Annotated in this window: 8 protein-coding genes; all 8 read left to right on the top strand. The window is 57.8% G+C overall.

What is annotated here, in order from left to right; genetic code table 11:
• Nucleotides 1-151: 151 nt before the first annotated feature.
• The 8 genes from ndk (at nt 152) to bamB (ending at nt 7,980) form a co-directional block, all read left to right on the top strand.
• A complete protein-coding gene (gene ndk / locus G113_RS17305) occupies nt 152-580 on the top strand; it encodes a nucleoside-diphosphate kinase (protein WP_005907853.1) in 429 nt (142 codons plus the stop codon).
• Nucleotides 581-751: 171 nt separating this feature from the next.
• Nucleotides 752-1,855 carry a bifunctional tRNA (adenosine(37)-C2)-methyltransferase TrmG/ribosomal RNA large subunit methyltransferase RlmN gene (locus G113_RS17300; RefSeq protein WP_005907851.1) on the top strand — a complete coding sequence of 368 codons (1,104 nt, stop codon included), beginning with the start codon at nt 752-754 and terminating at the stop codon, nt 1,853-1,855.
• A 27-nt stretch (nt 1,856-1,882) separates the two neighbouring features.
• Nucleotides 1,883-2,659: a type IV pilus biogenesis/stability protein PilW gene (pilW, locus tag G113_RS17295; protein ID WP_040319356.1), complete on the top strand. Its 777-nt coding sequence runs from the start codon at nt 1,883-1,885 to the stop codon at nt 2,657-2,659.
• Nucleotides 2,649-3,575, top strand: a complete 927-nt coding sequence (locus G113_RS17290) for a RodZ domain-containing protein (protein WP_005907849.1) — start codon at nt 2,649-2,651, stop codon at nt 3,573-3,575. Before pilW ends, G113_RS17290 begins: the two co-directional genes overlap by 11 nt.
• A 9-nt stretch (nt 3,576-3,584) precedes the next feature.
• Complete coding sequence (ispG, locus tag G113_RS17285) at nt 3,585-4,700, top strand: flavodoxin-dependent (E)-4-hydroxy-3-methylbut-2-enyl-diphosphate synthase (protein WP_005907848.1); 1,116 nt, start codon at nt 3,585-3,587, stop codon at nt 4,698-4,700.
• Between the two features lie 162 nt (nt 4,701-4,862).
• A complete protein-coding gene (gene hisS / locus G113_RS17280) occupies nt 4,863-6,140 on the top strand; it encodes a histidine--tRNA ligase (protein WP_005907847.1) in 1,278 nt (425 codons plus the stop codon).
• A 3-nt stretch (nt 6,141-6,143) separates the two neighbouring features.
• The gene (locus G113_RS17275; RefSeq protein WP_005907846.1) at nt 6,144-6,794 is read left to right on the top strand and encodes a YfgM family protein; all 651 of its coding nucleotides are present in this window, start codon (nt 6,144-6,146) and stop codon (nt 6,792-6,794) included.
• On the top strand, nt 6,787-7,980 hold the full coding sequence (gene bamB / locus G113_RS17270; protein ID WP_005907845.1) for an outer membrane protein assembly factor BamB: 1,194 nt from the start codon (nt 6,787-6,789) through the stop codon (nt 7,978-7,980). The genes G113_RS17275 and bamB overlap by 8 nt, the downstream gene beginning before the upstream one ends.
• Nucleotides 7,981-8,079: the final 99 nt, after the last annotated feature.

Here is an 8,079-nt window from a genome sequence, read left to right as displayed (position 1 = left end):
GCTGCGGCAAGATAGGCGGGCATGTTGTTTTAACGATGAATTTGTTTAACAAAAAGTTACCTTATTGTGTGTTATTCCAGTTTTTGTTTACGTATAATCGCCGCCGAACATGAATTCTCATCATAATTCTCTGTAGTTTAAGGAAGATCTAATGGCTATCGAACGTACCTTCTCTATCGTCAAGCCGGATGCTGTCAGCAAGAACTTGATCGGTGCCATCTACAACCGCTTTGAGAGCGCGGGTCTGCGTATTGTTGCAGCCAAGATGATCCACATGAGCGCTGAGCAGGCCGGTGGCTTCTATGCCGAGCACAAAGAGCGCCCATTCTATAACGCGCTGGTGACCTTCATGACTTCCGGTCCTGTCATGGTGCAAGTGCTGGAAGGTGAGGATGCCATCCGTCGCAATCGCGAAATCATGGGCGCCACCAACCCGGCCGATGCCCTGGCCGGTACCCTGCGCTCCTGCTTCGCAGAGAGCATTGATCGCAATGCCGTGCACGGCTCCGATGCACCGGCCTCTGCGGCTCGTGAAATCGCCTATTTCTTCAGCGATGACGAGATCTGCCCGCGCGCCTGATGACGCTGGCAGTGACATTTAGCAAAGGGAGCTCCGGCTCCCTTTCGTTTTTTGGCGAAAAGCCCGATAACCCCGTATGCTGCGGGTGGAAAGGCAGACACATTATTTGTACAATGCCGCCCCCTGACGACTGTCAGCAATAATTTTGTAGTTTGTGGACTGAGGCCTTTGATGAGCGAAACAAAAATCAACCTGCTGGATCTCGATCGGGATGCCATGCGTGCCTTCTTCGTCGAGCTAGGCGAGAAGCCGTTCCGGGCAGATCAGATAATGAAGTGGATCTATCACTTTGGTTGTGATGATTTCGATCAGATGAACAACGTCAACAAGGCGCTGCGTGAACGCCTCAAGACCATCGCCGAGATCCGGGCCCCGGAGATCAGCCGCGAGCAACGTTCTGCTGATGGCACTATCAAGTGGGCACTGCAGGTCGGCGATCAAGAGGTTGAGACTGTCTATATCCCGGAAGGGGACAGGGCGACCCTGTGCGTCTCCTCTCAGGTCGGTTGTGCCCTGGCCTGTACCTTCTGCTCGACCGCTCAGCAAGGCTTCAACCGTAACCTCAAGGTCTCCGAGATCATCGGCCAGGTATGGCGCGCCGCCAAGGTGGTGGGGGGCAAACGACCCATCACCAACGTGGTGATGATGGGCATGGGTGAGCCGTTGCTCAACCTGGCCAACGTGGTGCCGGCCATGAAGCTGATGATGGATGACTTTGGTTTCAGCATCTCCAAGCGTCGCGTCACCCTCTCTACCTCGGGGGTGGTCCCCGCGCTGGACATGCTGGGTGACCAGATTGATGTGGCGCTGGCGATCTCGCTGCATGCGCCGAACGACAAGTTGCGCTCCGAGATCATGCCGATCAACGACAAGTACAACATCGAAGACTTCCTCGCAGGTGTGCGTCGTTATCTGGCCAAGTCCAATGCCAACGGCGGTCGGGTCACGGTGGAATATGTGCTGCTCGATCATATCAATGACGACATGCAGCAGGCCCACGAGTTGGCCAAGGTGCTCAAAGACACTCCCTGCAAGATCAACTTGATCCCGTTCAACCCCTTCCCGGGTAACCCCTTTGGCAAGCCGAGCAACAGTCGCATCGACCGTTTCTCCAAGGTACTGATGGAGTACGGCTTCACCGTCATCGTCCGCAAGACCCGGGGCGAAGACATCGATGCGGCCTGTGGCCAGCTGGTGGGGGAGGTGATCGACCGCACCAAACGCACCATGAAAAATCGGATGCAACAGGAAGGGATTTCCGTCAAAATGGTCTAACCGCTAAGCCATTGTATAGTCAGGGAAATGGATACACGTAAATTGATACTGGTGGCGGCGCTTTACGCGCTGTCCGGCTGCGTGACCGAGACTAGCTACGTTGGCCCGAACTCGACACAACGCGAAGTCGGCCCTGATCTCAAAGCGGCAGCCCAGACCAGACTGGATTTGGGCCTCCAATATTTGCGTCAGGGCAATGCCGAACAGGCGAAATTCAATCTGGACAAGGCTCTTCAGTACGATCCTGATAATGCCCAGATCCAGGTCGGCTTTGCCTATTTCTTCCAGCAGGTCCAGGACTACAAGTCGGCAGAGGCGAGTTATCGGAAAGCCTTGGCCATGGATCCGACCAATGCTGACGCGATGAACAACTATGGGGCCTTCCTCTGTAATCGCGGCCGATTCGACGAGGCCGACAAGGCATTCAACCAGGCCATCGCGCAACCTGACTACGTCAAGGTCGCCAATACCTATGAGAATGCGGCTATCTGCGCGTTGCAAAACAATCGAAAAGAGAAGGCGAGCGAGTACTATCATCTTGCCCTAGGGTATAATCCCCGAGATCCAAGGTTATTGCTGGACTTGGCCGAGCTTTCCATGAAAGATGACAAGCTGACCGATGTGCAGGATTATCTCGTTCGTTATACGGCCGTGGCCGATGAAAACGAAGAGAGTCTCTGGTTGAGACTGCGTCTCGCCCAGTCGATGGACAAACCGGCATTACTTCACCAATTCGGGACTGAGCTGGTACAGCGCTTTCCCTCTTCGCCACAAGCCAAGCGTTACTTAGCCAATGACTATTGAACAGCAACACGACTCTCAAGACGAATCTCAGGCAGCAGGCCCAGGCCAGCTGCTGCGCGCCGCTCGCGAACAGCTTGGCTGGACCCGTGAGCAGGTAGCCTCACGCCTTCATCTTCGTCTGACCCTGATTGCGGCTATCGAATCAGACACTTACGATAAAAATACTGCTCACACCTTTATCCGTGGCTACTTGCGTACTTATGCCAAGTTGGTCAATGTGCCGGAAGAGACAGTCCTGGCCGCCTACACCAAGTTGGGACTGACGCCGCCTGACAACATTGATATGCAGAGCTTCTCGCGCCGCTCCCGTCAGCAGGCCAACGACAGCCGCCTCAAACTGGTGACCTGGCTGGTGATCCTGGCGCTGATCGGTTTGTCCGTCGCCTGGTGGTGGCAGAGTACGGCCAAGCGTTCAGCCGGGGAGGATGCACTCGCTGCCAGCGAGATGAGTACACCAGCCGAGCCACAGGCATCGACCGAGATCAATGAGGCGACTCAGGGTGAACTGCCTGTCGAACAGGCTGGTGCGGTTGACGAGGGGAGTGTATCAGCCCCTGTCGTTGAGCAGAGCACCACCGCGAGCGAGGCCGTCAGTACAGCCCCGGTTGAAGATGCTGTGGTCAGTGATGCTGTTGCCACCGTGCCTGACTCCGCAACGGATACTGCGGCCAGCGTTCCCCAACTCAAGTTGAACTTTGCCGCCGACTGCTGGCTCGATGTGAAAGACAGCACGGGCAAGACATTGTTCAGTGGCCTCAAGAAGGCCAATGATGAATTGACCCTCGCCGGGACAGCCCCCTTCAAGTTCATCATAGGGGCGCCCATGGCCGTCAAGATTGAATTTGAAGGCAAGTCCATCGACATGAGCCGTTACAACAACGGCCGGACCGCCAAGTTCGCGTTGCCGCAGGAGTAAGCTCTACCCATGTCCGCTCACCAATCCCCGATCATTCGTCGTAAATCCAAGCAGATCATGGTGGGTAATGTACCGGTTGGGGGCGATGCCCCCATCACGGTCCAAACCATGACTAACACCAAGACCACGGACGTGGCCGCCACCGTCGAGCAGATCCGGCGCATCGAACGAGTAGGTGCTGACCTGGTCCGGGTCTCAGTGCCGACCATGGAGGCAGCTGAAGCCTTCAAGCTCATCAAGCAGCAGACCAATATCCCCATCATTGCCGACATCCACTTTGACTACCGTATCGCCCTGAAAGTGGCCGAATACGGCGCCGATTGCCTGCGCATCAATCCAGGCAACATCGGTAGTGAAGAGCGGGTACGTGCCGTGGTTGCCTGTGCACGGGATCTCAATATTCCGATCCGTATCGGCGTCAACGGTGGCTCTTTGGAGCGGGATATCCAGGAAAAATATGGTGAGCCGACGGCTGAGGCACTGCTTGAGTCTGCCATGCGCCATGTGGATTACCTGGACCGCCTCAACTTCGATAACTTCAAGGTCAGCGTCAAGGCATCCGATGTCTTCCTCGCCGTGGGTGCCTATCGCCTGCTGGCCAAGCAGATCGACCAGCCCCTGCATCTGGGCATTACCGAGGCGGGTGGTTTTCGCGCCGGTGCCGTCAAGTCCGCCATTGGCTTGGGCATGTTGCTGGCCGATGGTATCGGCGACACCTTGCGCATCTCCCTGGCGGCGGATCCGGTGGAGGAGGTCAAGGTCGGTTTCGATATCCTCAAATCCTTGCGCATTCGCTCCCGTGGCATCAACTTCATCGCCTGTCCCTCCTGCTCCCGTCAGGAGTTCGATGTGATAAGCACAGTCAATGCCCTGGAAGAGCGGCTCGAAGACATCATTACTCCCATGGATGTCTCCATCATCGGCTGCGTGGTCAATGGCCCGGGTGAAGCCCTGGTCTCAGATCTCGGTCTGGCGGGTGCGGCCAACAAGAGTGCCTTCTATGAAGGGGGCCTGCGGGTCGATCGTCTGGACAACAAGGATCTCATCCCCGTGCTGGAGCGCCGCATCCGTGCCCGTGCCGCCATGCTGGATCCCGCCAACCAGATCCGGATAGACAAAGCTTAAACAGTCTGCTGATCCCTATCAGCCAGCGCCGGACAGCCAAGGCCTGAGTCCTTGCTGAGCCGGTTGAGCCATCATGCCGCACTGGAACTGCCCCGATTTTACCTCGGGGCTGAAAATCCCTATAATGCGGCCACATTTCACGTCTTTTTCTCGAGTAGCAACGTGGCAAAACAGATTCAAGCGATTCGCGGTATGAATGACTGCCTGCCGGAGCAGAGCCCGGTATGGCAGAAAGTGGAACAGACCCTGCGTCAGGTCGTCGCCAGCTATGGCTATAGCGAAGTGCGCATGCCCATCGTCGAGCAGACTCATCTGTTCAAGCGCGCCATCGGTGAAGTGACCGACGTGGTCGAAAAAGAGATGTATACCTTCGAGGATCGTAACGGTGACAGCCTGACCCTGCGCCCGGAAGGGACTGCCAGCTGCGTCCGTGCAGGTATCGAGCATGGCCTGCTCTACAACCAGGAACGCCGCATGTGGTATATGGGCCCCATGTTCCGCCACGAGCGTCCCCAGAAGGGTCGCTATCGCCAGTTCCATCAATTCGGTGTCGAGCTGTTTGGCGTCAATGGCCCGGACATCGATGCCGAACTCATCATGCTGACCCACCGTTTGTGGCGGCTGTTTGGCATTCAGGATCATGTCTGCCTGCAGCTCAACACCCTGGGTCAGAGCGAGGAGCGCGCGGCCTATCGTGACGCGTTGGTCGCCTATCTGGAACAGTACAAGGATGAGCTGGATGAAGACAGCCAGCGCCGCATGTACAGCAACCCGCTGCGGGTGCTCGACTCCAAGAGTGAGCGCGTTCAGGAAATTCTGGTCGGTGCTCCGCGTCTGTTTGATCATCTGGGCGAGGCCAGCCTGGCCCACTTCGAGGGGCTCAAGAAGCTACTCGATACCGCCGGCATTCAATATGAAGTCAATGAGCGCCTGGTACGGGGTCTGGACTACTACAACCTCACCGTATTTGAGTGGGTCACGAGCAGCCTGGGCGCCCAGGGCACAGTCCTGGCCGGTGGCCGTTACGATGGTCTGGTCGAGCAGCTCGGTGGTCAAGCCACCCCAGCGGTCGGCTTTGCCATGGGCATAGAGCGGCTGGTGCTGATGCTCGAGACCCTCGAGCTCAATGCTGACATTCGCCCTGCGGTCGATGTCTACCTGGCAATGGTCGGCGAGGGGATAGAAGCCGCTGGTTTCCAGTTGGCCGAGCGGCTGCGCGATGCGTTGCCCGATCTTCGCCTGATGAGCCATTGTGGTGGCGGCAATTTCAAGAAGCAGCTTAAACGTGCCGACAAGAGCGGCGCATCCATTGCCCTGATCCTCGGCGAGTCCGAGGCACAAAACGGGGAAGTGACCATCAAATATCTGCGTGGCCAGGGGGAACAACAGACCCTGAAGGTCGACGCCGTCATTGCCCTGCTGGCAGTCAAAGGAGAGTAAGCCGTGGAAGTTTATACCACCGAAGATCAACAGGTTGAGGTTATCAAGAGCTGGTGGAAAGAGAACGGCACCTCGGTGATTGCCGGGACCGTCATTGGCTTGGTCGGCCTGTTTGGCTGGCGCTATTACAACGAATATCAGCAGACAAGCAAGGAAACGGCTTCCCAGGCTTACAACCAGCTGATTCAGGTCCTGGCCAAGGGTGACGATGCCGCCTTTGCCCAGGCGCAGACCTTCATCGGTGAGCACAAGGGCGAATCCTACAGCGAGCTGGCGGCCCTGCAACTGGCTGCCGCCGCCGTCAAGGCCGGCAAGCTGGATCTGGCCGAGCAGCAGCTTGACCAGGTGGTCGCACAGGGTGACGAGAGTGTGCAACCCATTGCTGGCCTGCGTCTGGCCCGGGTGCTTGGCGATCAAGGTAAGTTTGACGATGCACTGGCGCAGCTCGACAAGATAAAGAGCGAGGCCTTCAAGGCCCAACTTGCCGAAGTGCGTGGCGATCTGCTGCTCAAGCAGGGCAAGCCGGAAGAGGCCCGCGACGCCTATCAAGCCGCAGCCGATGCCGGTGGCCTGCAAGCCAGCCCCGAGCTCAAGCTGAAGATGGACGACCTGGCTCTGCCGACCAACGTCAATGCAGGAGCGCCGGATGCGTGATCTGAAACGTGACCTTAAAAGGGTGGCGCTAGGCACCGCCATCGCCGTGGCGCTGCAAGGCTGCTCCCTGTTCAGCAAGGATGAAGATCTCAACCCCATGGCGGCATTGCCCCAGGTTGAGTCCAGCTTCCAGGCCGATGCCCTGTGGAGCAGCTCTGTGGGAGATGGCATAGGCAATTTCTACTCCCAGCTGCGCCCCGCGGTCGAGGATGATGTGATCTATGCCGCCGCCCGTGGCGGTGACGTGACCGCCTTCGACCGTGCGAGCGGCAAGGAGCTGTGGAGCGTGGATCTGGCGGACCTGCCGGTCAACGAAGACAAGCGCAGCGCCCGTCTCTCCGGCGGTCTGGTGTCTCGTTATGGCAAGCTGTTCCTTGGCTCCGAAAACGGCCAGGTCTATGCCCTGGACGAAAAAGACGGCGCCGTGCTCTGGCAGACCAATGTGCCGGGCGAAGTGGTTGCCAGCCCAGCGGTCGAGGATGGCCGGGTCGTGGTACTGACTACCTCGGGGCGTCTGGTCGCTCTGGATACCGATGAAGGCAAGCTGCAATGGACCCTGTCCGAAGAGCAGCCGCCGTTGACCCTTCGCAGTACAGGTTCCCCTGTCATTACCAATGGTGCCGTCTTGTACGGACGCGCCGATGGCAAGGTGGGCATCGCCCTGCTCAGCAACGGTCAACCGGTGCGCCAGTCCAAGGTTGCCGATCCGCGCGGCGCCACCGAACTGGATCGCATGGTGGATGTGGATGCCGCACCGCTGATTGCCGGTGATGAACTCTATGCCATCGCTTACAATGGTCAGTTGATGGCCCGCAAGCTGATGACTGGCGACGAGGTGTGGAAGCGCAAATATTCCGGCTATCGCGACATGGCGGTGAGCGGTGATGCCATCGTGCTGACCGACAGCCGCAGCCACCTGTTTGCCATTGACCGTCGCAACGGTCTGGAGCTGTGGTCCAACACTCAGCTGGAAAATCGCAGCGTCACAGCTCCCGTCGTCTTTGGTGACTACGTGGTGGTGGGCGATGTGGAAGGTTACCTGTATTGGCTGGATCGTACCGACGGTACCATCAAGGCGATGCAGCAGCTCGATAGCAGTGGTCTCTATGCCGCCCCTCTGGTGGATGAAGATGTACTGTATGTACAGAGCCGTGACGGCAAGTTGTACGCCCTTAAGCGTCCCTGATCGTCCGATAATATGATTATCCGGCTCCTGGTCTTCGGACCCGGAGCCTTTGTCGTCTTGAGAATGAGGCTTTTATGACTCCTGTAGTAGCCCTGGTGG

The sequence above is a fragment of the Aeromonas molluscorum 848 genome, from assembly GCF_000388115.1.
In the GTDB taxonomy this organism is placed as follows: domain Bacteria; phylum Pseudomonadota; class Gammaproteobacteria; order Enterobacterales; family Aeromonadaceae; genus Aeromonas; species Aeromonas molluscorum.
The sequence above is the reverse complement of the archived record's forward strand: the minus strand, read 5'-3'. Positions and strand labels throughout refer to the sequence as shown.